This is a genomic window from Collinsella sp. HCP3S3_D1, assembly GCF_052064015.1.
Taxonomy (GTDB): Bacteria; Actinomycetota; Coriobacteriia; order Coriobacteriales; family Coriobacteriaceae; genus Collinsella.
Genome location: NZ_JBQHWK010000005.1, coordinates 94,595 through 117,622 on the forward strand (window position 1 = coordinate 94,595; position 23,028 = coordinate 117,622).

Sequence of the window (23,028 nt, forward strand, 5' to 3'; positions counted from 1 at the left end):
CGAGCGTTTGCTCGACCGGCTCTTTTTGAGTTAGGGCTTTGCCCGGCCAGCTCCTTTTGATTTAAAATACCTGCTCAGTTGTGATTTGTGGTGCTGGGAGGCGCTTGTGGGCAAGGCTAGGGCTAAGGCGAAGAAAAAGACGACGGGGGCGCGGGCCAAGCGTGACCGTCGTCGGAAGCTTGCGACCGAAGCCCCCGCGTCTGCCGAGGAGCTGCTGGCGAGCGTGCCGGGACTCGATGCGCTGCAGGATGTTCCGGCGTTTGGCGATCTGCCGGTCGCCGCGGCTCAGCAGGCGGCATTTGACGATTTTTGCGCCCAAGCCGAGGAGCCCGAGCAGATGCAACTGGGCGCCGTGGTGCGCTTGGATCGCGGGTTTCCGCTGGTGGTGACGGCCGACGATACCTTTCGTGCCGAGCATGCCGTGGGGTTTGCCAAGTCGCGCGGCGAGGACGAGGTACTGCTGCCGGCTGTGGGCGACCGTGTGGCGGTGCGTCGTGCGCCCGGGCACGACATGGGCGTAATCGAATGCGTCCTGCCGCGACGCACGAGTTTTGAGCGTTGGCGTGGCCGCGCCCGCGGCGAGCGTCAGGTGCTTTGTTCCAACGTGGATAGCGTGCTGATCGTGCAGGCACTTGGCGCCGGTGAAGTGCTGCTCGACCGCGTGGCGCGCTCGCTGGTGTTGGCGCTCGACTGCGATGCCGAGCCGGTGGTGGTGCTTACCAAGGCCGACCGCTGCGAGGCCGCGGAACTCGAGCGCGATCTGGATCGCGTGCGCCGTCTGGTGGGCCCGGACGTGCGCGTTATCGTGACGTCCTCTGCCGAAGGCCGTGGTTTGGATGAGGTGCGCGCCTGTGTTCCGGCGGGAACGTGCGCCATGATCCTGGGTGAGTCGGGGGCCGGAAAGTCGACGCTGCTCAATGCGCTGCTGGGCCACGATGCGCTGGCTACCGGTGGCGTGCGCGAGCGCGACGACCAAGGCCGCCATACCACGGTCGCGCGCGTGATGGTGGCGCTGCCGGGCGACGCCGGCGTCATTGCCGACGCTCCGGGCCTGCGCAGTTTGCCACTCGTTGGTCACGAGCGGGGCCTGGCGCGTGCCTTCCCCGAGATCGTCGAGGCGTCGCGTGCGTGTCGGTTTGGCGACTGCACGCATACCCACGAACCGGGCTGCGCCGTTCGCGATGCCGCCGATGCCGGGCAGATCGATGGCCTGCGCCTGGAAACGTTCCAAAACTTGGCGTCATCCATGCGTGTGAGTGCCCAAATGCTCGATCCCGATGTCCATCTGTAATTGAATTTATCTATGACAGCCGTCTTCCAACTGTGCGGGAGGCGGCTTTTTTACTGGCGATGCGCCCTTAAATAAGCGTTTTGCCGACGCGCTGACCAAAACCTTGCCGCGGGCTTGACGGGTTGGTCAGCTCTTGGCTGGTAATTGGTTTGACACTTAAAACCAAGATGGTGATCGCGCTGTTTTGTTGCTTGGCCGCTCGGACAATAGTGGTACGGGCATCCCATCCGCCCAGTGCTGTCTTGAGAGGAGCTGCCGTGAACAAGAGCAAGCGCATCGCCATCAGCCTGGCAGCGGGCGTGCTCGCCGCGGCACTCTGCATGGTTTACGGATCATCGGTTCGTTCGCGGGCTGAGCAGGCCCAGGCCGAAACCTTGGCCAAATACGGCGGCGATCGCGTCGAAGTTTGCGTTGCCGCACGTGATATCGATGTGGGTGAGACCCTCGACGAGACCAATGTCGTAACCCAAGAGTGGCTCGCGAGCCTGCTGCCGCGCGATGCGGCGACCGACCTGCGCCAGGTGCGTGGCGACGTGACGACCTCGCGTATTCCCAAAAATGCCGTGGTCTGCGATGCCTACACCAAAGCCGAGAGCCATACGCTCGAGGTGCCCAAGGGCAAGGTTGCCGTTTCGGTGGCGGTCGATGCCGAGCATTCGGTGGGCGGAGCCGCAGGCGTGGGCAGCTACGTGGATGTGTACGTGCAAAAAGACGGCGTGACCGATCGGCTGTGCGGCGCGTATGTGATCGATACCAGCGACGAGGCCGGTGCCACGCGCGAAGGCAAGGTCGAGTGGGTGACGCTGGCGGCCGACCCCAAAGACGTCAAGGAATTGCTGGGAGCCTCGGGCAAGGGAACGGTCAGCTTGACGATTCCCGCCACGGCACGCGGCAAAAAGAGCGGAGGCGACGAGTGATGAAAGCGATCTGGCTTGCGTGCTGCGCGTGTGGCGATTACGGACTGCTGCAGCAGGAAGTCGAGGGCCGCGATGCGGGCGCGCAGGTGCTTCGCGTGGGCGACCTAGACGGGTTGGTGTCTATGGCTCGGGCGTTTCCTTCGCGCCGTGGCGCTGCCATTATCGCGGCATCCCTGTTTGATACTAAAGATGTGCGAGAGACCGTTGCGCGCCTGACTGCCGAAGGACGCGTGAGCCGCGTCGTCGTGTTGATAGAGGCGCTCGATCCGTCGGATATAGAGGGGCTGTTTCGCGCGGGGGCGACCGAGGTCATCGCTGCGCACAGCATATGCGGCAGCGGACATGTGGGCGAGGGAGCGGTTGATTCCGATTGGGGCGTGTCGCCTGAGCCCGATGTTTTTGTTGATAGGGAACCCGGGGCGCCTCGCGCTACAAGAGGCCCGCGTGTTGATGACTATGGGAAAGCGGAAGCCGAGCATGTTCGGCGCCCCCCGGGCCCCCTTGCATGTGGTGACGTCGGAGCGTCGGTGCCGTATGGCGAAGACCTCCTGGCCGTAGATATGGGATACGTGCACGGCGTGAGCCTGGCCGATGGACTCGATGAGGTCGAGGGCCTTGTCGCGGGTGATGGCCCGCACGTCGACGTGACAGCGGAATCCCCAGTTCCGCCCCTACAGTTTGAGCAGCCTGCCGTGCCGGCGTGGACGCAGCACTTGGGTGCGGCTGGCGAGACGGGGACGTTGCCGCCCACGTCGTCAGCCCCTGCACCGCTGGCAGACACTGCGTCGACGTCGCATCGAGCTCCGGTCATCTGCGCCGTCTCGGGATCGGGCGGATGTGGCAAATCGACGATTGTCGCCACGATGGCGCATGCCGCTTCGTTGCTGGGTCTGCGAGCTGCCGTACTCGATTTGGACCTAATGTTTGGAAATCTCTACGACTTGCTGGGCGCCGATGCCCCGCATGACATGGCGACACTTATCGAGCCGTCGGTCGCGGGCGCACCTGCGGAGCAAGACGTGGTCGCTGCATCGATGCGCGTTGCCCCAGGCGTTACGCTTTGGGGGCCTGTCGCAGCGCCCGAGCGCGCCGAGCTCATGGCGCGTCCGGTAGAGCTGCTGCTCGACATCTTGCGTCGTGAGTCCGACGTGGTCCTTATCGATACCTCGGTCTTTTGGGGCGATGCCGTGGCGGCTGCGGTGGCAGCGTGCGACCGTTGCCTTGTCGTGGGTGATGCGGCAGTTTCTTCCGCGACGTCTGCAGCGCGCGTCATTGAGCTGGCGAGCCGTGTGGGCGTGCCGCGCACGCGCATGAGCGCCGTATTCAACCGATTTGGCGCGCGTGGGGCGGACGAGGATGTCGCCATGCGCTTTGAGATTGCCTGTGCGTTGAGCTCCAAGATTCGTATCGCCGATGGCGGGCAGGATCTCGCCGCGCTCATGGCGTTTGGGCGCGCTGACGAGGCAGTGGGGCAGACCAGCGCTTTCGCGACCAGCGTGCGCGAGGCCACGCGTGAGATGCTCGTGGAACTGGGGTGCGCCGTCGGCCCTTGGAGCGATATGGTCGCCGACCGTGCAACACGCACCGAACGCCCGCGCATCCGCCTTCCCTGGTCGCGTGAGGGTGATTGCCGATGAGCCTGCAAACGAGAATTAAAGCAGCCGGTGCGGCAGCGGCGACGGCACCTGTCGATGTGGGACGGCACCGTGCGGTCAAGCGCCGCACCAAGCGGGCCGTGATGGACCGCGTGGGCTACGACGAGGTGGCACGCATCAGTGCCTACATCGATCCGGTTCTTGCCCGCTCGGAATTGCGTCCTGCGGTGGAGGCGGCACTCAACGTGGAAGAACCGACCGACCTGGCGACGCCCGAGCGTGAGACCATCATCAACGAGATCTTGGATGACGTGGTGGGCTTGGGCCCGCTGCAGCCGCTCATCGAGGACGACACCGTCACCGAGATTATGGTCAACGGTTGCCGCTCGGCTTTCTTTGAGCGCGGCGGGGTCTTATACCCCATCGAGCATGCGTTTGAGGATGACGAGCAGATTCGCGTGCTCATCGACCGCATCATCTCACCGCTGGGCAGGCGTATCGACGAGCGCAGTCCCATCGTCAACGCCCGCCTCAAGACAGGTTATCGCGTCAACGCGGTGATTCCGCCCGTGGCGATCGATGGGCCGATCCTCACTATCCGCAAGTTCTCGGATCGCATCTGTTCGTTGGACGAGCTTGTGGGCCTGGGGTCGCTGCCGCTTTGGTATGCGCAACTGCTTTCGTGTGCGGTGTCGCTGCGCCAAGATTTGGCGGTTGCGGGCGGTACGGGGTCGGGCAAGACTACGCTGCTCAACGCGCTATCGTGCGAGATATCTACCGGCGAGCGCATCGTGACGATCGAGGATTCCGCCGAGCTCAAGTTCGCGCATCACCCGCATGTGGTTCGCCTGGAGGCGCGCGAGGCTTCAATTGAGGGTGAGGGTGCGGTGACAATCCGCGACCTGGTGACCAACGCCCTGCGTATGCGTCCCGACCGTATTGTGGTGGGTGAGGTACGCGGTGCGGAATGTTGCGACATGCTGCAGGCCATGAACACCGGGCACGATGGGTCGCTCACCACGCTTCATGCGGGCACCGAGCAAGAGACCGTGGTGCGTTTGACGCTGCTTGCGCGCTATGGCATCGATCTGCCGAGCGAGCTTATCGAGGAACAAATCGCTATGGCGCTCGACGGCATCGTGATGTCCGAGCGCCATGCGGACGGCCGGCGTTTTGTGTCCTCCTATTCGGGGGTGCGACGCGGCGCGTCGGGTGGCGTGGAACTCGAGCGCTACGTGACCTTCGATGCCGCCGAGCGCACCTGGACCCTCAACCGCGAGCCGCCGTTTATCGCAGAGGGCTTGCGCTCGGGAACGCTTACACAGGAGGAGGTGGACGAATGGAGGTCGTTGTGCCCCTCGTCGTAGGGGGCCTTGCCGGGTTTTCGGTCGCGACGGTATGCGGAGTGGAGCCTCATGTGCCGAGGGTGCCGCCGGCGGAGCTGGTGCGCCAGACGCTCGAGACGGCGGCAGAGAAGCTGCCACGTGAGCTGGTGGAAAACGATCTGCTGAAAAAGATCGCCCGTTCGTGGGCATCGTTGGCTCCCGTGCGCCGCATCGGTCTTGTCGTTGAGGATGATGCTTCACGCTTAGCGTTCCTGTTGCTATCGAGTGGCGTCTGCTGCCTTGCGCTTGCCGTGGTGTCGCTATCGCCCATCGGCTTTGTTTTGGGAGCGGTTGCGCCCTTTGCCGCGGGCGCCGCACGCGACGTCTTTGACCACCGACGCGAGCAGCGCGATGTGGAGGAAGCCATGCCCGAGGCCTTTACGGCACTTTCCATGTCGCTTGCCTCGGGACATTCGCTGGCCCAGGGCATGCGGTTTGTGGGCGCTCACGCGCAAGAGCCGGTGCATACCGAGTTTCTGCGGGTAGCGGCGGCGATCGACTGCGGCATTTCGGCTGCCGATGCGCTCGACGACCTGCTTGTCCGCATCGACGCCCCCGGGCTTTCGCTTGTCACGTTGGCGCTCAAGGTGTCGCAGCGGACCGGTGCCCCGCTTGCCGATCTGCTGTCCGAGGCGTCGAGCATGGTGGGGGAGCGTATCGAGCTCAAGCGCCGCCTGGATGTCAAAACGTCGCAGGCGCGCATGTCGGCGCATATGGTCGCGGCGATGCCGGCGGGTATGTGCGCGGTGCTGGCCCTGCTTTCGGCAGATTTTCGCTACGGTCTCGCAACGCCGGTAGGCGCCGGTGCCGTGGTTCTGGGGCTTGCCCTTAACGGCGTCGCCCTGGTGGTTATCCGGCGCATTATGCGGGTGGAGCTGTGAGCGCCCTGGTTGCCGCCACGGCTTGCCTGTGCGCCTTCGGCGTATTTGTCGCGACGGGCCTGGAGCGCTCGGATGTGCGCAAGACCATGGAGATTTTCAGGGGCGAGGCGGTGCTAGTCGTTGCTGCGGCCCATTCGGTGATCGATGCCGCTATTGCGTGGGTGAGGGGCGCATTTGGCGTGGACAACTCAGCGCAGGTTTCGCTCGGTGAGGTGTCCGAGATGATTGATGTGGTGCGCCTGGGGCTTTCCGCCGGCCTTTCGTTCGATGCGGCGCTCGAGATCTTTTGCGCCAATCGTCGATCGGCGCTGACTGTTCGGCTTGAACGGGCATGCATGGCGTGGCAGGTGGGCGTGGGAGCGCGCGAGGACGAGTTGTTGGCGGCCGCGCAGGACCTGGACGTGCGGGCGCTCGAGACCTTTGCCATTACGGTGGGTCAAGCGCTCGCCCTGGGTGCCCCGCTTGCCGAGACCCTTGCTGCCCAAAGTCGCGAGATCCGCGCCGCCCATCGTGCCGCGGTCGAGCGCGAGATTGAACGAGCGCCCGTCAAGCTGCTGATTCCCACTGGCACGCTCATCTTGCCGGCACTGCTGTTATCCATATTGGGCCCGCTGCTGGGAGCAGGCGGGATGATGTAGGGAGGAATACATGAACAAAATGGCTGACGTTATGGGTAGGGTTTGGAGCCGGACGCTTTACCGTGCAATGCGTTCTTGTCAACGTGCCAAGGCGCTGGTACAGGAGGAAAGCGCGCAGGGTACCACCGAGTACGCCATCTTGGTCGGCGTGCTCGTGGTAATCGCGATCATTGCCATCGTTGCATTTAAGGGCAACGTCGAAAAGCTATGGAACGCGATCAAAGACGGCATCAACAGCCTGTAGAAGGCGGGCATTCTGTTGGCGTGCTGCTGGTGCTCGCTTGCCTGATTGTGGCGATAGCGGCGACGCTCTGGGGGCTGAATGCCGTGCGACAGCAGCGTTCTGGGGTCGTCGCGGATGGGAGCTCGGGCGCGGTGGCGCCTCCCGATGACAAAGCGCGGGACACGGCCGACAGGGATGCCGCCGTCACGGCACAAACTTTTCTGCGCGCCCTCGACGAACGGGCGGATGCTGCGGCTGGTCCATCTGCGGACAACGCAGTCGCAGCCCGGCTGACATGGGCCGAGGAGCGACCGATGACCGAGGCTGCCGCGGACCTGTTGCGTGTCTATCGCGAGGTGCCCACAGCTCAGCTCGCCCTGAGCGGCTATCTCGATATTAAGGGCAACGTATGGGGCGCCATCGTGCGCGATGGGCGCGGCTGGGTCGATATGGTGACGGTTGCCGCGGATGCCGGCGACGCCTCGTGCCGCTTACGCGCGGTGCGCTTGGTTCCGCAAGCATCGGGGTCAAAGGAGGGATCGTGAAATGCTTGACGTTTTGCGCGAGGAGTCTGCCCAATCGACCGTTGAGTACGCCATCGTCACCATGGCGCTGCTTTCCATCGTGCTGGCGATTGCGGGGCTTTGGCGCGCCGGCACCGACGGACGCTTGGCGGCGTTGGCTGCACGGGCGGCGTCCCATGGCGTCGCCTCGACATCGGTTATCGACGCCGCCGCAGGCGCCAAAGACATCGCGCTCTATTGATATCGTGCGCGAGGATTGGGCGCAGTCCACGGTCGAGGCTGCCTTTTTGCTGCCGACGTTTTTGACGCTCATCCTGCTTGCGCTGCAGCCGGTGTGCCTGCTCTATACGCGTGCGGTCATGGAGTCTGCCGCCGCCGAGACGGCGCGGCTCATGACCACGACGACGGCGGAGGACGACGACCTCAAGGAGTTTGCCCTCCGCCGTCTCGCCGCGGTGCCCGATGTCTCGATCTTTCACGCCGGCGGACCGCTGTCGTGGGATATCGAGCTTGGCCGGGCGGACGCAGGGGGCGTTTCGTCTGTATCTATCGCGGGTGATGTAAAGCCACTGCCCGTGATCGGCGCGTTTGCGCAGGCCATGGGCAATGTGGGGGGAGGAGGAAATGTTGAGTTGAAAGTCGACGTTTCGTATCGATCGCGTCCCGGATGGCTGGAGGAAGACTATGATTCGTGGATTGCCGCGTGGGATTAGGCGTCGCCTGCTGCGAATGATGCGAGGGCTCGTGTGCCGTTGCCGGTCGAATGCCCGCCGCAAGCGGGGCGGCTTCATGGGCCGCTCCGGTATCGACTTGTTTATCGAGGACGGTGCCTATACTACGCTTTCTTCGGCGGTCGTCATACTTGTGGTGCTTACGCTGCTGTTTTCGTCGACGGCGGCGATATGGAGTATGTCGCGTGCCGGGGATACCCAGGTGGCGGCCGATAGCGGTGCTCTGGCGGGTGCCAACGTGATATCGTCCTACCATACAGCGGCCACGGTGGTGGATGCGAGCATTTTGAGCTTGGGCCTGGCGGGGTTTGCCACAATCGGCACCGGCTTGGTTGCCATGCTGGTGCCGGGTGGGAAAATGGCCGCAAGCGATATGGTCGATACCGGGATTGAGATTATTAAAACGCGCAATAGGTTTGCCAAAAGTGCGTCGGAGGGTTTGCAAAAAGTCGAAACGGCTCTGCCGTATCTGGTTGCCGCGCGAGCTACGCAGGCTGTTTCGGCGCAGGATACCGATAACGTGACCTATACCGGCACAGCGCTCGCCGTGCCCAGGACATCCGAGTCGGACTTCGCTGCGCTCAAAGGGTCAGAGATCTCGACCGATGCCATCGAGAGCACCTCAAAAGACCTTGACTATGCTGCCAAGGAACTGAAGAAAGCGTCCGAGAAAACGTCAAAGGCCAAGGAACGCGCCTGGTTTGCCGACTGCGGCGGATCGGACAGAGGCGCAGTCGGAAGCTGTTCGTGCATGTGGGAACGCGCGAGGAGCTTGGCGAAGCTTTCGGATATTGAGAATCCGCACTATGCCTCGAGTGTCACATGGGAGCCGCAGGTGGCGCTCGATCGCGCGAAGGCCTATTACCGCTCGCGCCTTGCAAACGAGGCACCTCAGGGCTCAAGCGTCGAGACGAAGGCGGAGTCGGCGGCGCGCAAGGCGTTTTACACCTATGCGAGTACAGAGGTCAATCGTGCATATGTAACCGAGGACGGAGATGAAGTCACTTCCCATATCCCGCTGTTGCCGCGCAACTCTGAAGAGGTGCGAGCGACGGAACTCTATACCGATGCGGCGTGGCCAATTAGTACCATCGATGACAAGACGTATCTGCATTACGGAACGAGTTGCCCCAACTATAAGAAGGGGTCGCCAGGCGGGTTAGCCTCGGTTGCTGATTATGACGGGCAGGACAGATGCAACAGATGCCATTTTGGCGTTTCGTCGCTCGGCGCCGTTGCAGCGCCTTCGACTTCTATCGAAAACGGCTTCGAGTATCACTTTGACGAGTTTAAAAGGGCTCTGGAAGATTACGTCGAATGTCGCAACAAAGAGCTCGAGCTTATGCGTCAGACCGAGGACGAGGCCGATCGCGCGGGTAATGCGTTTGACCAGGCCATCAAGGCGCTTTCGGGCGAGCGGCCGCGTATCGCCCCGCCCGGCCGAAACGGCGTGGTCGCCTTTGCGGTCTCGGGCGATATGACCAGTCCCGGTAAGCTCAACTCTTCATTCAATAAGCCGGTTACGCTTGGCAGTCGCGGTGCAATCTCTGCCGCGGTCTTGGCTCCCGACAACGCGACGGCGCAAAACAACGTGCTCTCGCAGTTTTTCTCGACAGTGGAAGAGCGCTCGGGCGGCGTTGCCGGCGTACTCGATGGCGTCATGGATGTTTGGGGACGCCTGCTTGTGGGATACGGAGACATCCAAGGTTCGGCCGACGAACTTATGGACGAGATGATTAAAGACCTAGGAGGGGGCAGCGGCGCGTTGGGCTCCATTGCATCGTGGCTCGGCGATACCGTTTCGGCGTCCGTGGCGGCGCTGGGTTTGGAACCGTGCGACTTGCGCCTGCGAAAGCCGGTGCTGACCGATTCCGCTAACGTCATTAAGAGTCCGGGGTCTGACATTGCCGGTCTCTCTCAAGCGCAAGACAAACTGCGAAGTATTCCGTTGGGCGTGACCGATCCCAAGGCGCTTTGCGAGGCGTTGGAATATCAAGTCGAACGCACCATTAGCGGTACAGTGTTCACACTTGCGGAGATTCCGTTGCCCGGCGGTGGTTCCATCCCGCTTACCGTCGATGTCGCCACGCTGGTTGGCGCTCTGGGCGGTGGGTCGTAATGAGTATCCGCATGCGTCTGCGCGAGGAGCGCGCCCAGGCGACGGTCGAGATGGCAGTGGTCGCTCCCGTTTTGCTGGCGCTTGCGCTCATTGTGTACAACGTCATGGTCTTTGCCGGCGCCGTTGCGCGCTTCGATCGCGTGGTGCCCGATATCGTGCTGGCGCACGCTGTGGCGCCGGAAGGGGAGGGCGACAAGAGCTCTGTCGATGCCTCGGTGCGTGTCCAGTCCGAGATTCAGGCGGCTATGCAGGGCTATAATCTGCAGGTCGAGGTCTCGAGCGAGCAGAGCTCGGCGTCGTCTGACGGCGGCTTGCTCTCTCTGTCCGGGACGTTTAGGACCTATGCCTGCGTCATGTACTATGAGCCGTGGCCTAGATTGCTCAGCATTGCCGGCGTTTCTCTGGGGACGCCGGCGAAGCTGTCGCACGAGCGCGCGGTTACGGTCGATCCGTGGCGACCGGGGGTGGTCATGTGAGCGCCGTCTTGTCTTATATCGCCTACGCGCGTGCGCTCAATAGGCTCGGTTGGTCGCCGGCAGAGTTTATGGTGGCAGAATCGTTTGGCGCACGCTTGCGCGGCATGCTGGGCCGCGTGCCGATTACGGCTGACGGACTGCCGCTCGTCATGGCGTTTCCGTCCTGCTCTTCGGTCCACACCTGTTTTATGGCTTATCCCATCGACATTGCCTTTATTGATTGCAGCGGCAATATCCTTGCACGCTACGAAAATGTCCGCCCCTGGCGCATGTGCTCCTGTCCCGGTGCTTGGGCGGTGCTGGAACGCCCTTCAATCCTTGTATCGCCCGATGTCTTGCAACGAGTGCAGGCTTGAAGGCCCTGGGCGAAAAACTTCTTGCGGCCGGTTGATGTCTCTGACGTGCTGCTTTACAGAACCGAGGCGGTGTCCAAAAACTTTTTTCAAATTCTCGGTTGACCGGAGCGCGTCCTTGGTTATACTAATCAAGCCTTGAAACAAGGCACACCTCAAATGGCTGGGTAGCTCAGTTGGTAGAGCAGAGGACTGAAAATCCTCGTGTCAGGGGTTCGATTCCCTTCCCCGCCACCTTGAATTGACTAGGACCTCTGCGAAGGGGTCCTTTTCTTTTATGTAGCCCCCGCACGGAATCGAACCCCGCGAGGGCGCGGAGCTGAGGAAACGCGATAGCGTTTGCCAGCGTAGCTCGCAAGGCGCGCAAGCGCCGCAGCGGTCCGTCCGCGCAGCGCGCGGACGCGATTCCCTTCCCCGCCACCTTGAATTGACTAGGACCTCTGCAAAGGGGTCCTTTTCTTTTATGTGGACCCGCGGAAAACGCATCCCAGAATTTCAATCCTGAGCGGGATGCGCTTTCCGCTTTAGGGGCGCTTGGGAAAATGCGACCCGGAATGACGTGAAATTACGGGACATGCTTTCCGGTTGGGCCTGCTGGCGGAAAATGCATTCCATTATTGAGCAAAAAACGGGATGCGCCTTCCGGCGCCTGCCTTCGGCGCGCGTGCACATCTTGGCGTACCATCTCGGGTGTGCCCGCCCAGACATTACTCCTACTTTTGCGCCACTTTGCAGACCGTTCGATCGGCTGTCCGTGTGCGCGGGTATACTCAAAACGATACTTTTCCTATGCAATACGATGCGGGTTCGCCCTGCACGATTCGAAGGGGGCCGTGATGGAGAGGATACTCGGCGTTAATCTCTCTGGCTGGTTTATTCCCGAGCCTTGGGTGACCCCGTCGCTGTACGCGGCGACAGGTGCGTCCAATGCGGCGGAACTGCAAGAAGCCATGGGCACTGCTGCCTATAACGAGCGCATGCGTCGCCATTATGAGACATTCGTAAGCGAAGATGATTTTCGCCGTATGGCGCAGATTGGTCTCAATGCCGTGCGTTTGCCGGTGCCCTGGTATGCCTTTGGCTCGCAGGAGTCCGATGCGTCCTACATTTCGGTTATCGACTACATTGACCGTGCAATTGAGTGGGCTGCCAAGTACGACATTCGCGTGCTGCTCGATCTAGCGACTGTGCCCGGTGGCCAGGGCGATTCCAACGATTCGCCCACCACGCCGGAGGCTGTTGCCGAGTGGCATTCGTCCACCAACGGTCGTCACGTTGCGCTCGACGTGCTGGAGCGTTTGGCCGATCGCTACGGCGAAGCCGAAAGCCTGCTGGGCATTGAGCTGCTGGATACGCCGCAGATGAGTGTCCGCAAGAGTCTCTTTACCATGACGGATGGCATTCCGGCGCACTACCTGCGCAACTTCTATCGCGATGCCTACGAGCTCGTCCGTTCGTATATGCCCGAGGATAAGATCGTCGTCTTCTCGTCGTCGGGACATCCCGGCGAGTGGAAGCATTTTATGCGCGGCGCCAAGTACAAGAACGTCTACATGGACCTTCACCTGTACCATTACCGCGACGAGCATGCGCTCGACATCACGAGCCCCCGCGGGCTGACGACGGCGATTTCGCGTAACAAGCGCGAGCTTAAAGAAGCGATTTCAACTGGGTTCCCCGTGCTGGTGGGCGAATGGTCGGGCGCGGCGATCTTTGCCAACTCGTCGGTTACGCCCGAGGGCCGCAATGCCTACGAGCGCGTGTTTATCGCCAATCAGCTGGCTTCGTTTGCGCCGGCTGCCGGTTGGTTCTTCCAAACGTGGAAGACCGAGAAACGCATCGCAGCATGGGACGCCCGCGCGGCGCTCGGTACGCTCGAGCGCGGCATGATTGAATAGGTTGATATGACGCAAAACAGCGCCCATACGGGCAAACTCTATGTGGTCGGAACACCCATCGGCAACCTGGGCGACCTGTCTCCGCGCGTTGGCGAGGCGTTTGCCGCCGCCGATGCGATCTGCTGCGAGGACACGCGCGTGACCTCAAAGCTACTGATGCACCTGGGCATTTCCAAGCCGCTTGTCCGTTGCGACGAGAATGTGATCGCCAGCCGCGCCACCGGTCTGGTCGACCGCCTGCTGGCGGGTGAGACCCTTGCCTTTGCCTCGGATGCCGGCATGCCGAGCGTGTCCGATCCCGGCCAGGCGCTGGTCGAGGCGGCGCGTGAGGCCGATGTGCCCGTCGAAGTTATTCCCGGGCCCTCTGCTTGCGTCACAGCGCTCGTTTCGTCCGGCATTCCCTGCGAGCATTTTTTCTTCGAGGGCTTTTTGGGCCGAAAGCACGGCGACCGCGTGCGCCGTTTGCAGCGCCTTGCCGTGGTGCCCGGCGCACTCATCTTCTACGAGTCTCCACATCGCATCGTGGCGACGCTCGAGGCCGTGGCGGAGGTCTTTCCCCAGCGTGAGGTTGCCGTCTGCCGCGAACTCACCAAGCTGCACGAGGAGGTCTTGCGCGGGCCCGCCGCCCAGCTTGCCGAGGGGCTGCGTGCCCGTGGCGAAGTAAAGGGCGAGATTGCGCTGGTCATCGCGCCACCGAGTGAAGACGAGGAGGCCGGCATCGTGCCGGTTGGCGCAGCGGCAGCGGATCCCGATGAGGCCCTGCGCGCGGATATCCGCGCCGCGCTCGAGGAGGGGGAGCCCGCCTCTGCGGTGGCCAAGCGCCTGTCTCAGAAGTATTCACGCCGCAAGCGCGATGTCTATGCCATGGTGCTCAATATGCAATAGATGGAGGATATCCAGCCCTTGCGTTAGAATCATCCCCTGTATGCAACGTTTTTCTGGAGGACAAACCCCATGGATCAAAGCAAGCCTTCGTTCTTTATCACGACGCCTATCTACTACGTCAATGCCGATCCGCATCTGGGCACGGCTTATTCCACCATCATCGCCGACGTCCAGGCTCGCTATCGCCGCTCCGCTGGCTATAACGTCAAGTTCCTGACCGGCATGGACGAGCACGGCGAGAAGGTCGCCGAGGCCGCAGCCAAGCATGGCATGACGCCGCAGGAGTGGACCGACAGCCAGGCTCCGCACTTCAAGGAGCTTTGGAGCAAACTCGAGATCTCCAACGACGACTTCATCCGCACCACCGAGCCGCGCCAGCATCATGCGGTGCAGTATCTGTGGGAGCGCATGAAGGAGTCTGGCTACCTGTATAAGGGCAGCTACGACGGTTGGTACTGTGTGCCCGACGAGACTTACTTTACCGACACGCAGGTCCAGAAGGGTGACGAGGAATACGGCAGCGTCGGCCAGCACCTGTGCCCCGACTGTCATCGTCCGCTCGAGCGCGTGCAGGAGGAGTCCTACTTCTTCAAGCTTTCCGCCTTCCAGGACAAGCTACTCAAGCTCTATGACGAGCATCCCGATTTCGTCGAGCCTTCATTCCGCATGAACGAGGTGCGTAGCTTTGTCGAGGGTGGCCTCAACGACCTTTCCGTGAGCCGTACGAGCTTTGACTGGGGCATCCAGGTTCCGTTCGATGAGGGCCATGTGACCTATGTGTGGTTCGACGCGCTGCTCAACTACATGACGGCTGTCGGCTACGGTGTCGACACCGACGAGGCCCGTGCCGAGCTGGCCTATCGCTGGCCTGCGCAGTTCCACATTGTGGGCAAGGACATCATTCGCTTCCACTGCGTCATTTGGCCCGCTATGCTCATGGCCATTGGCGAGGCTCTGCCCGAGCACGTCTTTGCCCACGGCTTCCTGACCGTGCGCAATGCCGAGACTGGCAAGGCCGAGAAGATGTCCAAGAGCCGTGGCAACGCCATTGCCCCGCAGGATGTTATCGACATGCTGGGCGTCGAGGGTTATCGCTACTACTTTATGACCGACGTGGTCCCCGGCACCGACGGCGCTATCAGCTTCGATCGCATGGAGCAGGTCTACAACGCCGATCTCGCTAACAGCTGGGGCAACCTCATCTCGCGTTCGCTCAACATGAGCGGTAAGTACTTTGATGGTTGCGCGCCTGCCAAGCCCGCATCGTTCGATGCGTTCGATAACCCGCTGGCAAAGATCGCCGATGGCCTGGCCGAGCGCTACATGGCCAAGATGGACGTGCTCGATTACGGTGGAGCCAAAGACGAGGTTATGGAGCTCATCCACGCCGCCAACCACTACATCGAGGACTCCGAGCCCTGGGCACTTGCCAAGGACGAGGCCAAGGCCGACGAGCTGGCGTTTGTGATCTACAACCTGCTCGAGGCCATCCGCATTGCCGCTCACCTGCTGATGCCGCTCATGCCCCAGACTTCTACCGAGGCCCTGCGCCGCCTGTCGTGCGAGGACGAGGCCGCGAGCGACGACCTCAAGGGCATTTGCGCTTGGGGTCTGCTTGCCGGTGGTCAGCCCGTCGAGAAGGGTGAGCCGCTGTTCCCGCGTCTGGGTTAAGACGCCGCGCGCCATATCGGCAATCTGCTGTTTAGGTGTAAGGGCATGGCCGCAACGGTCCATGCCCTTTTGTTTCAAGACGCCGCCACCATGCTAAGGAGGCAACTATGACAACTTCGCCTTTGGCAAACCCCACGGCAACAAGGGAGCTGCTGGAGGAGTTTGGCCTTGCGACCAAGCATCGCCTGGGCCAGAACTTCCTGATCGACAACCATGTGATCGAGCGTATTTGCGAGCTTTCCGAACTTGCGGGCGATGAGCGCGTGCTCGAGGTTGGTCCGGGCGTTGGAACGCTCACGCTTGCGCTGCTTCAGGAGGCGGCGTGCGTCACGTCGATTGAGGCCGATCCCGAGCTCGAGCCGGTGCTCGATGCCCATGCCACCGACTATGCCAACTTCCGCTTTATCATGGGCGACGCGCTCAAGGTGTGCCCGGAGCAGATTGAGCAGGCCGCGGGCGGTGAGCCGACGGTATTTGTCGCGAACTTGCCCTATAACGTGGCAGCGACGATCATTCTGCAGTTCTTCCAGACGATGCCCGCGCTCAAGCGCGCCGTCGTCATGGTTCAAAAGGAGGTTGCCGATCGCATTGTCGCAACGCCGGGCAACAAGACCTACGGCGGCTATACGGCAAAGCTCGGCCTGTATGCGCAGGTGACGGGTCGCTTTGAGGTGCCGCCGCGCTGCTTTATGCCGGCGCCGCATGTGGATTCGGCCGTCGTGCGCATCGACCGTGTTGACGGCGTAGCACCCGAGGGGCTTGATTGCGAGTTTGTGGCCCGCGTGATTGACGCTGCGTTTGCTCAGCGTCGCAAGACCATTCGCAATTCCATGAGCGCCAACGGCTTTGCCAAGGACGTGCTCGATGCCGCCTTTGAGGCTTGCGGCATCGCGCCCACCACACGCGCCGAGACGCTTGGCGTTGCCGATTTTGTCCGTCTGGCTCAGGAGCTAATCCATGATGCCTAATGACGAGCGCGTGACGTTTACCAAGAAAAAGAAGACGGTTGCTTGCCCCGTGCCCTTGGCGCCGCTTGCCGATACGCACGCGCACTTGCTCTCGTTTTGGGGCAAGGAAGTACCCGAGACGCTTGTGCGCGCCAAGGCTGTAGGCGTCGACCTGTTGGTGACGATTTTTGATCCCATTGCCGACAAACGCAGCGTGACGGACTATAGCGACTGGCTGGTGTGCGAGATTTTGCCGATGCGGGATATTCCGCAGATAAAGTATCTCGCCGGTGTGCACCCCTATGGCGCGCCGGACTATACCGATGACATTCATGCACAGGTCGTTGCTGCGCTTGATGATCCCTTATGCGTCGGTATCGGCGAGATAGGTCTGGACTACCACATGGATTACGACGACGACATCGCGCCGGCGCCCCACAGCGTGCAGATCGACTGTATGGCGCGCCAACTCGAGGTTGCCGTACGCCGCAATGTGCCGGTAGAGCTGCATCTGCGTCATGAGGACACGGACGAGGAGCGCTCCTCGCATGTGGATGCGTACAACGTGTTGCGCGAGGTCGGCGTGCCCCAGGCCGGTTGCGTACTGCACTGCTTTGGCGAGGATCGCGCCACGATGGAGCGCTTTGTGGGTTTGGGCTGCTATATCGCCTATGGCGGCGCGGCCACCTTTAAGCGCAACAATGATGTGCGCGAGGCATTCGCGGCGACCCCGCTCGACCGTATTTTGTTCGAGACGGATTGTCCCTATATGGCGCCGGAGCCCATTCGCGGTCTTGAGTGCGAGCCTGCAATGATTTCCATCACAGCAAACGCGCTGGTTAACGACCGTGTCGATCGTACTGGAGAGAAAGCAGAGGCAATTGCGCAAGCTGCGTGGGACAATGCCCGCAAACTTTTTCAAAAATAGTTCTTGCGTTCACGGTGGCGCTCCGTTATTCTAATTCCTGCACGCGGGCGTGGCGGAATTGGCAGACGCGTACGGTTCAGGTCCGTATGGGGGCAACCCCATGAAGGTTCAAGTCCTTTCGCCCGCACCATTGATTGAAAGAGCTCCCAGCAATGGGAGCTTTTTTGTTATGGGCCCATCGCAGGGACTTGAACCTGCGAAGGAGCGAGCGTCAAGAAAACGCGGAGCGTTTTTAGCGAGCTGGCGAGTCCGCCGGCAGGCGGGCGAAGCCGGTGCGGATCCGCGCAGCGGATACGCGGACGTCCTTTCGCCCGCACCATTGATTGAAAGAGCTCCCAGCAATGGGAGCTTTTTTGTTATGGGCTTCCTGATGGTGTCACATGGCTGCTTTGTGCGGGTATCCTAGTGCCAACGTGTGCCCATCGGAGGAGAGACCATGCTGTTATCCGGTATTATCGCTGCCCTTACGAGCCTTCTACTTCCCATCATCATTTTGTTGCTACTGCTTCCCAACGCCTGCTATGTCGTTGAACAGCAGCATGCTGTGATCATCGAGCGCCTGGGCAAGTTTAACCGCATCGTCAACGCGGGTTTCCACATGAAGGTGCCCGTGATCGACCGCAAGGCCGCCACGGTGAGTCTGCGCACCATGAAAAACGGTTTTGGGATCGACGTTAAGACCCAGGACAACGTGACTATCGGCCTTGAGGTCTCTGCTCAGTACCACGTGAGCTATGACATGGGAGCCGGCCCGGCAGATTCGGGCATCTACAAGAGCTACTACATGCTGCAGGAGCCCGTCGACCAGATGCGCGACTTCATTACCGATGCCCTGCGCTCTTCCATCCCTGTCTATACCCTTGATGAGGTCTTTGCCAAGAAGGATGACATTGCCAAGGACGTCAACGCCACCGTATCCGAGCAGATGGCCGCCTACGGCTTTACCCTCGTGTCGACGCTCATCACCAAGATCGCGCTGCCGACCGAGGTCGAGAACTCTATGAATGACATCAACGCCGCCCAGCGTAAGCGCGCTGCTGCGCAGGAGCTCGCTGAGGCCGACCGCATCAAGCGCGTTACCGAGGCGACCGCCGAAGCCGAGGCAATGGAAAAGGCTGGCGAAGGCATCGCCAACCAGCGCAAGGCCATCGCGCTGGGTATCAAGGATTCGCTCGAGATTATCCAGGAGACGGGCGTCGGCAACGATGAGGCCAACCAGCTGTTCATGTTTACGCAATGGTCCGAGATGATGACGGAGTTCGCTCGCACGGGTAAAACATCGACGGTCGTGCTGCCGAGCGACTTTTCGCAGTCGGCCTCTATGTTCGAGCAGATGCTGACCGCCGGCAAAGTTCAAAACGATTCGAAGGAGTAGGCGCGCGTGAAGTGCACCGTTGTATGCGTCGGTAAGCTCAAAGAGCGTTTTTGGAAGGATGCCTGCGCCGAGTACACCAAGCGCCTGGGCGCCTATGCCAAGGTGGATATGCGCGAGGTGGCCGATATCGACCCGGCCAAGGCGGGCGGCGTGGATGCCGCGCGCGACAAGGAGGGAGCGGCGATTCTTGCAGCCCTGCCGCCCCGAGCGCATGTGATCCTGCTGGCCATTGAGGGCAAAGAGCGCTCGAGTGAGGAACTCTCGGCGCGGCTCGATGATCTTATGTTGCGAGGCAACAGCGACATCGCCTTTGTGATTGGCGGATCGGACGGCGTGAGCGACGATGTTCGCTCACGAGCTGACGAAATGCTCAGCTTTGGACGCATTACCTTGCCGCATAACTTGGCGCGCGTGGTGCTGCTGGAGCAGGTCTACCGCGCCTGCAAGATTAGCCGTGGTGAGCCGTATCACAAATAGGTCGGCAACACGAAACAATGCCGTGGGACAATAGCTCTCGATTTGAAGAACCTGTCTGAGAGGACTATGAGATATGAAGATTGGATTTGTCGGTTTTGGCAATATGGCGAGCGCTATGGCCGATGGCTGGATTGCCGCCGGTGTGGCTGCGAGCGACATGTGTGCCTGCGCGGGCCGTTACGATGCCCTGGTTGAGCGCTGTGGGGCGCGTGGGATACTTGCCTGTCGTGATGCGGCGGAGGTTGTCGCTGTATCCGATATCGTGGTTGCTGCGGTCAAGCCGTACATGATCGAGAAGGTCTTCGCTCCGCTCAAGGATACTCTTGCCGATAAGGTCGTCCTTTCGGTCGCCTGGACTTGGGACAGTGCCAAGTGGGAGCAGGTCCTGCCGGGTGTCGCGCACATCTCGACGGTCCCCAATACACCGGTTTCGGTGGGCGAGGGCGTCATCGCCTGCGAGAAGTCCTCTACGCTCAACGGCGAGCAGCGTGCCGTGGTGCTCGACCTGCTCGGAAAGCTTGGCACTGTCGTTGAGCTCGATACGAGCTTGCTGTTTGTGGGCGGTACCGTGGGCGGTTGTGCCCCGGCATTTGTTGCCATGGCGATTGAGGCCCTGGGCGACGCGGCCGTCAAGCACGGCATTCCGCGCGCCGACGCCTATCGCATTGTGAGCCAGATGGTTCTGGGTACGGCGAAACTGCAGCTTGCAACTGGGCAGCATCCTGCGGCGATGAAGGATGCCGTGTGCTCGCCCGGCGGCGCAACCATCAAGGGCGTCGTCGCGCTCGAGGACGCCGGAATGCGCAGCGCCCTGGTCAAGGCCATCGACGCCACCCTTCAGTAAACCTGCCATTTAGGGACAGGTTTATTTTGGCAGGTTTTTCCTGCGGTTTTATCTCTATAGCGAAAAGCGCCCCGCAACCGGGTTGATACCGGTTGCGGGGCGCTTGCGTTTGCCCAGATAAAACCGACCAAAATAAACCTGTCCCTAAATGGCAGGTTAGTCCCAGAAGCTGTCTTGATCTTCTTCGGATTTGGGCCCGCGGTCGACGTAGAGCTTATGGGTGCGCTTCTCCATTACAAAGGCAAGAATCGCAAACAGCAGGATGCCGCCGGCGAAAAGGATGGCAAAACCGGTGCGGGTGCCAAACAAAAAGGAAAAAACTGCGTCCATTGGGTGCCTTCTTGCGTAGTTGAGTTGGGTCGTAAACGCTCATAAGTATATACTTGCCCATACATGTACAAGGTTGCAACCTAAATGGAATGTATATCGCCGGAGGATCTAATGCTTGATATCAAGTTTGTTCGCGAGAACCCCGATGCCATCGATACCGCCATGGCTAACCGCCAGACGTCTTGGGATCGCGAGAAGTTCTTTGAGCTCGACGATGAGCGTCGTGCCGTCATCACCGAGGTCGAGGAGCTCCAGGCCACGCGTAATGCTGAGTCCAAGAAGATCGGCGCCCTGATGAAGGAGGGCAAGAAGGACGAGGCCGAGGCCGCCAAGGAGGCCGTGCGCGCCGTCAACGAGAAGATCGACGGTCTGGCCGAGCGCCGCGGCGCTCTCGAGCAGGAGCAGTACGACTTTATGGCTCACCTGCCCAACATTCCCTGCGAGGCCACCCCGTACGGCAAGGACGAGGACGAGAACATCGAGCGCCGTCGTTGGGGCACCCCGCGTGTGTTCGACTTCGACTTTAAACCGCACTGGGATCTGGGCACCGACCTCGACATCCTCGACTTCGAGCGCGGCAACAAGCTCTCCGGTAGCCGCTTCACCGTTCTCGGTGGCGCCGGCGCCCGTCTGGAGCGCGCCCTCATCAACTTCTTTCTCGATACGCACACCAGCCGTGGTTTTAAGGAGTGGTGGCCGCCCATCGTCGTCAAGCGCCAGACCATGTTTGGCACGGGCCAGCTGCCCAAGTTCGAGGACGACGCCTATCATGTCTCGGGCGATAACTTCCTGATCCCCACCGCCGAGGTCGTGCTTACCAACCTGCACGCCGGCGAGGTTCTCGATGCCGACACCCTGCCGCGCCGCTACACCGCCTTCACCCCCTGCTTCCGCGAGGAGGCCGGCTCCGCTGGTCGCGACACCCGCGGCATCATCCGCCAGCACGAGTTCGACAAGGTCGAGATGGTCAAGTTTGCCAAGCCGGAGGAGTCCGACGAGGAGCTCGAGAGCATGACCGCCGAGGCCGAGTTCCTGCTTCAGCAGCTGGGTCTTCCGTATCGCGTGATTAGCCTGTGCACCGGCGACCTTGGCTTCTCTGCCCGTCAGACCTACGACATCGAGGTCTGGCTGCCGAGCTACAACGCCTACAAGGAGATTAGCTCCTGCTCCAACTGCGGCGACTTCCAGGCTCGCCGCGCCAACATCAAGTATCGCGATCCCGAGAACTTCAAGGGCTCGCGCTACCTGCACACCCTTAACGGTTCCGGTCTGCCGGCTGGCCGCACCATGGCCGCCATTCTGGAGAACTACCAGAACGCCGACGGCACCATTACGATCCCCGAGGTTCTGCGTCCTTACATGGGCGGCCTCGAGAAGATCGAGCCGGTCGCGTAGGTTTGCTGCATAAGCGATTTGCGGGGGCGCCCCTATCCGGGGCGCCTTTTTTGTGCGCGGAGCCTTACCATGTCGCGCGGACAGCTCAATAGAAAATACACGAACAAATGTTCTGTATACGGTCGTCTACCTGCTATGCTTTTACTAGATACGAGCGAGAGAAGGGGGATGTGATGGACCTGTTTGATGAGCGGGTAGTTTTGTTTGAGAGCGATGAAGGTGGGGAGCACCTGCTAGTTACGTGTGAGCCATCGGGTATGGGTGGCTTGGTGGTGAGGCAAACGAGTGAGGGTCCGTTGACCCAATGGTGCTTTGAGGAGTCGCCACATGTAGTTGAGACCTTTGTGACGCACGAAGGGCTTGCAACACTCGAACGGTTCTATGGAGTCGGGACTTCTAACCAGGTGGCACGCATGCTGAGTATCTCGTTTGCCGAGTATGATTGCGCCCAGCGGGTGCGCTCGCTATTGAGGGATCTCGGTGTTGGGTTCGATGTGGTTGAAAAGCCGATCGATCGTATGGGAAACGGTGATACATGCGGAGCTGCATGAGGAAAATGGTCTAGAAAAAAATCAAGATTGTGCTTGACTCCAATTAACTAAAATGGTTTCATATGTCTTGCGCTGCGGCGTTACCTCAGCTGGATAGAGGGTCTGACTACGAATCAGAACGTCATAGGTTCGAATCCTATACGCCGCACCAATTGACTTTAAAGCTCCCGGCAACGGGGGCTTTTCTTTTTTGGAAGCCATGCACGGATTCGAACCTCGGTCGAGGCGCGAGCGTAAAGAAAACGCGGAGCGTTTTTAGCGAGCGGGCGAGCGCGCCGGCAGGCGGGCGAAGCCGGTGCGGATCCGCGAAGCGGATGCGCGGAACCCTATACGCCGCACCAATCGAACTTGAAGCCTCCGGCAACGGGGGCTTTTCTTTTTTGGAAGCCATGCACGGATTCGAACCTCGGTCGAGGCGCGAGCAGCATAATCACCACATCGTAAAATTTTTTCAAATTGTCGCTTGACCCGTCGGGGCCTCGCGTGCATAATAATCCGTGCGTTGCGGCGTTACCTCAGCTGGATAGAGGGTCTGACTACGAATCAGAACGTCATAGGTTCGAATCCTATACGCCGCACCAATTGACTTTAAAG

General features: G+C 61.0%; 24 protein-coding genes and 4 tRNA genes. 27 read left to right on the plus strand and 1 reads right to left on the minus strand.

Going from position 1 to position 23,028, the window contains the following annotated elements; genetic code table 11:
- The first annotated feature begins 337 nt into the window (after positions 1 to 337).
- The 23 genes from rsgA to proC all read left to right on the plus strand — a co-directional run bounded on the left by rsgA (position 338) and on the right by proC (position 20,158).
- Positions 338 to 1,291 (plus strand): ribosome small subunit-dependent GTPase A, encoded by a 954-nt coding sequence (gene rsgA / locus ACTNDJ_RS02670; protein ID WP_441015710.1) that lies wholly within the window; start codon positions 338 to 340, stop codon positions 1,289 to 1,291.
- Between the two features lie 257 nt (positions 1,292 to 1,548).
- Positions 1,549 to 2,208 (plus strand): Flp pilus assembly protein CpaB, encoded by a 660-nt coding sequence (gene cpaB, locus ACTNDJ_RS02675; protein ID WP_441064137.1) that lies wholly within the window; start codon positions 1,549 to 1,551, stop codon positions 2,206 to 2,208.
- Entirely contained in the window at positions 2,208 to 3,845 is a 1,638-nt protein-coding gene (locus tag ACTNDJ_RS02680) for an AAA family ATPase (protein WP_441064136.1), read from the plus strand. The genes cpaB and ACTNDJ_RS02680 overlap by 1 nt, the downstream gene beginning before the upstream one ends.
- Positions 3,842 to 5,170 carry a CpaF family protein gene (locus tag ACTNDJ_RS02685; RefSeq protein ID WP_441064135.1) on the plus strand — a complete coding sequence of 443 codons (1,329 nt, stop codon included), beginning with the start codon at positions 3,842 to 3,844 and terminating at the stop codon, positions 5,168 to 5,170. The genes ACTNDJ_RS02680 and ACTNDJ_RS02685 overlap by 4 nt, the downstream gene beginning before the upstream one ends.
- Entirely contained in the window at positions 5,143 to 6,069 is a 927-nt protein-coding gene (locus ACTNDJ_RS02690) for a type II secretion system F family protein (protein WP_441064134.1), read from the plus strand. Before ACTNDJ_RS02685 ends, ACTNDJ_RS02690 begins: the two co-directional genes overlap by 28 nt.
- On the plus strand, positions 6,066 to 6,707 hold the full coding sequence (locus tag ACTNDJ_RS02695; RefSeq protein ID WP_441064132.1) for a type II secretion system F family protein: 642 nt from the start codon (positions 6,066 to 6,068) through the stop codon (positions 6,705 to 6,707). Before ACTNDJ_RS02690 ends, ACTNDJ_RS02695 begins: the two co-directional genes overlap by 4 nt.
- A 10-nt stretch (positions 6,708 to 6,717) precedes the next feature.
- Positions 6,718 to 6,951, plus strand: a complete 234-nt coding sequence (locus ACTNDJ_RS02700) for a hypothetical protein (RefSeq protein ID WP_427719148.1) — start codon at positions 6,718 to 6,720, stop codon at positions 6,949 to 6,951.
- Between the two features lie 293 nt (positions 6,952 to 7,244).
- Complete coding sequence (locus ACTNDJ_RS02705; protein ID WP_154517646.1) at positions 7,245 to 7,475, plus strand: hypothetical protein; 231 nt, start codon at positions 7,245 to 7,247, stop codon at positions 7,473 to 7,475.
- Between the two features lies 1 nt (position 7,476).
- Positions 7,477 to 7,695 (plus strand): hypothetical protein, encoded by a 219-nt coding sequence (locus ACTNDJ_RS02710; RefSeq protein ID WP_154517649.1) that lies wholly within the window; start codon positions 7,477 to 7,479, stop codon positions 7,693 to 7,695.
- Between the two features lie 4 nt (positions 7,696 to 7,699).
- A complete protein-coding gene (locus ACTNDJ_RS02715; RefSeq protein ID WP_441064130.1) occupies positions 7,700 to 8,167 on the plus strand; it encodes a TadE/TadG family type IV pilus assembly protein in 468 nt (155 codons plus the stop codon).
- Positions 8,139 to 10,304: a hypothetical protein gene (locus tag ACTNDJ_RS02720; RefSeq protein WP_441083269.1), complete on the plus strand. Its 2,166-nt coding sequence runs from the start codon at positions 8,139 to 8,141 to the stop codon at positions 10,302 to 10,304. Before ACTNDJ_RS02715 ends, ACTNDJ_RS02720 begins: the two co-directional genes overlap by 29 nt.
- Positions 10,304 to 10,780, plus strand: coding sequence for a hypothetical protein (locus ACTNDJ_RS02725; RefSeq protein ID WP_154517658.1), 477 nt, complete (start codon positions 10,304 to 10,306; stop codon positions 10,778 to 10,780). The genes ACTNDJ_RS02720 and ACTNDJ_RS02725 overlap by 1 nt, the downstream gene beginning before the upstream one ends.
- Positions 10,777 to 11,136 (plus strand): DUF192 domain-containing protein, encoded by a 360-nt coding sequence (locus ACTNDJ_RS02730; RefSeq protein WP_427748305.1) that lies wholly within the window; start codon positions 10,777 to 10,779, stop codon positions 11,134 to 11,136. Before ACTNDJ_RS02725 ends, ACTNDJ_RS02730 begins: the two co-directional genes overlap by 4 nt.
- Before the next feature lie 158 nt (positions 11,137 to 11,294).
- Positions 11,295 to 11,367 (plus strand) — tRNA-Phe (locus tag ACTNDJ_RS02735).
- A gap of 602 nt (positions 11,368 to 11,969) precedes the next feature.
- On the plus strand, positions 11,970 to 13,031 hold the full coding sequence (locus ACTNDJ_RS02740) for a glycoside hydrolase family 5 protein (RefSeq protein WP_427728410.1): 1,062 nt from the start codon (positions 11,970 to 11,972) through the stop codon (positions 13,029 to 13,031).
- Positions 13,032 to 13,037: 6 nt separating this feature from the next.
- The gene (gene rsmI, locus ACTNDJ_RS02745) at positions 13,038 to 13,916 is read left to right on the plus strand and encodes a 16S rRNA (cytidine(1402)-2'-O)-methyltransferase (protein ID WP_441064127.1); all 879 of its coding nucleotides are present in this window, start codon (positions 13,038 to 13,040) and stop codon (positions 13,914 to 13,916) included.
- Positions 13,917 to 13,985: 69 nt separating this feature from the next.
- Positions 13,986 to 15,587 carry a methionine--tRNA ligase gene (gene metG, locus ACTNDJ_RS02750; RefSeq protein WP_441064126.1) on the plus strand — a complete coding sequence of 534 codons (1,602 nt, stop codon included), beginning with the start codon at positions 13,986 to 13,988 and terminating at the stop codon, positions 15,585 to 15,587.
- Positions 15,588 to 15,694: 107 nt separating this feature from the next.
- Positions 15,695 to 16,555 (plus strand): 16S rRNA (adenine(1518)-N(6)/adenine(1519)-N(6))-dimethyltransferase RsmA, encoded by an 861-nt coding sequence (gene rsmA, locus ACTNDJ_RS02755; protein ID WP_441064124.1) that lies wholly within the window; start codon positions 15,695 to 15,697, stop codon positions 16,553 to 16,555.
- Positions 16,545 to 17,462: a TatD family hydrolase gene (locus ACTNDJ_RS02760; protein WP_441064122.1), complete on the plus strand. Its 918-nt coding sequence runs from the start codon at positions 16,545 to 16,547 to the stop codon at positions 17,460 to 17,462. The genes rsmA and ACTNDJ_RS02760 overlap by 11 nt, the downstream gene beginning before the upstream one ends.
- Before the next feature lie 43 nt (positions 17,463 to 17,505).
- Positions 17,506 to 17,592 (plus strand) — tRNA-Leu (locus ACTNDJ_RS02765).
- A 306-nt stretch (positions 17,593 to 17,898) separates the two neighbouring features.
- Entirely contained in the window at positions 17,899 to 18,837 is a 939-nt protein-coding gene (locus ACTNDJ_RS02770; RefSeq protein ID WP_117848150.1) for an SPFH domain-containing protein, read from the plus strand.
- Between the two features lie 6 nt (positions 18,838 to 18,843).
- The gene (rlmH, locus tag ACTNDJ_RS02775; protein WP_370450649.1) at positions 18,844 to 19,314 is read left to right on the plus strand and encodes a 23S rRNA (pseudouridine(1915)-N(3))-methyltransferase RlmH; all 471 of its coding nucleotides are present in this window, start codon (positions 18,844 to 18,846) and stop codon (positions 19,312 to 19,314) included.
- Between the two features lie 73 nt (positions 19,315 to 19,387).
- Positions 19,388 to 20,158, plus strand: a complete 771-nt coding sequence (gene proC / locus ACTNDJ_RS02780; protein ID WP_441064120.1) for a pyrroline-5-carboxylate reductase — start codon at positions 19,388 to 19,390, stop codon at positions 20,156 to 20,158.
- Between the two features lie 156 nt (positions 20,159 to 20,314).
- Here the strand turns inward: proC and ACTNDJ_RS02785 are convergent, their stop codons facing one another.
- Positions 20,315 to 20,488, minus strand: a complete 174-nt coding sequence (locus ACTNDJ_RS02785; protein ID WP_195838594.1) for a DUF6724 family protein — start codon at positions 20,486 to 20,488, stop codon at positions 20,315 to 20,317.
- A gap of 111 nt (positions 20,489 to 20,599) precedes the next feature.
- On the opposite strand from ACTNDJ_RS02785, the gene serS reads away from it, so the two are divergent.
- The 4 genes from serS to ACTNDJ_RS02805 all read left to right on the plus strand — a co-directional run bounded on the left by serS (position 20,600) and on the right by ACTNDJ_RS02805 (position 23,015).
- A complete protein-coding gene (gene serS / locus ACTNDJ_RS02790) occupies positions 20,600 to 21,883 on the plus strand; it encodes a serine--tRNA ligase (RefSeq protein WP_441083270.1) in 1,284 nt (427 codons plus the stop codon).
- 173 nt (positions 21,884 to 22,056) lie between these two features.
- Positions 22,057 to 22,434 (plus strand): hypothetical protein, encoded by a 378-nt coding sequence (locus ACTNDJ_RS02795; protein ID WP_154517675.1) that lies wholly within the window; start codon positions 22,057 to 22,059, stop codon positions 22,432 to 22,434.
- 74 nt (positions 22,435 to 22,508) lie between these two features.
- A tRNA-Arg gene (locus ACTNDJ_RS02800) sits at positions 22,509 to 22,585 on the plus strand.
- Between the two features lie 353 nt (positions 22,586 to 22,938).
- Positions 22,939 to 23,015: transfer RNA gene (locus ACTNDJ_RS02805), tRNA-Arg, on the plus strand.
- Positions 23,016 to 23,028: the final 13 nt, after the last annotated feature.